The sequence below is a fragment of the Bacillus sp. SIMBA_154 genome (assembly GCF_046536015.1).
GTDB classification, from domain to species: Bacteria; Bacillota; Bacilli; order Bacillales; family Bacillaceae; genus Bacillus; species Bacillus pumilus_P.
In genome coordinates this window covers 1-271 of sequence record NZ_JAWJBV010000268.1, presented here as the reverse complement: position 1 = coordinate 271, position 271 = coordinate 1, and the positions used below count along the sequence as shown (strand labels likewise).

The 271-nt window shown below is 52.4% G+C and carries 1 protein-coding gene; it reads right to left on the bottom strand.

Going from position 1 to position 271, the window contains the following annotated elements:
• Positions 1–271 (bottom strand): hypothetical protein (locus tag R0K30_RS21995; RefSeq protein ID WP_410612967.1); only part of this gene is annotated, 271 nt, incomplete at both ends.

The following is a 271-nucleotide window of genomic DNA, read 5'->3' as shown; positions in this document are numbered from 1 at the left end:
CGATACAATCAAAGCTGTAACCCCGGCAATCTATGTTGGCGTCGCGGTACGGTCCGTTATAAACCAGTCCGGTACGGTTACGGAGCCTTTCAATGGTTGTCGACTGCGCGCTAAAACCCAGGCTTAGATCATGGTTGGCACCAAGCCATTGGAAGGGTCTGTATTGAGCATCGGTGTTCCAGTTACCTGAAGTCTGGGTTTTATCAAGGTTGCCGTAGCCACCCTCGACACTGAATGGCGTTCCGCCGGAATCGATTCCCCAGTCTTTTCC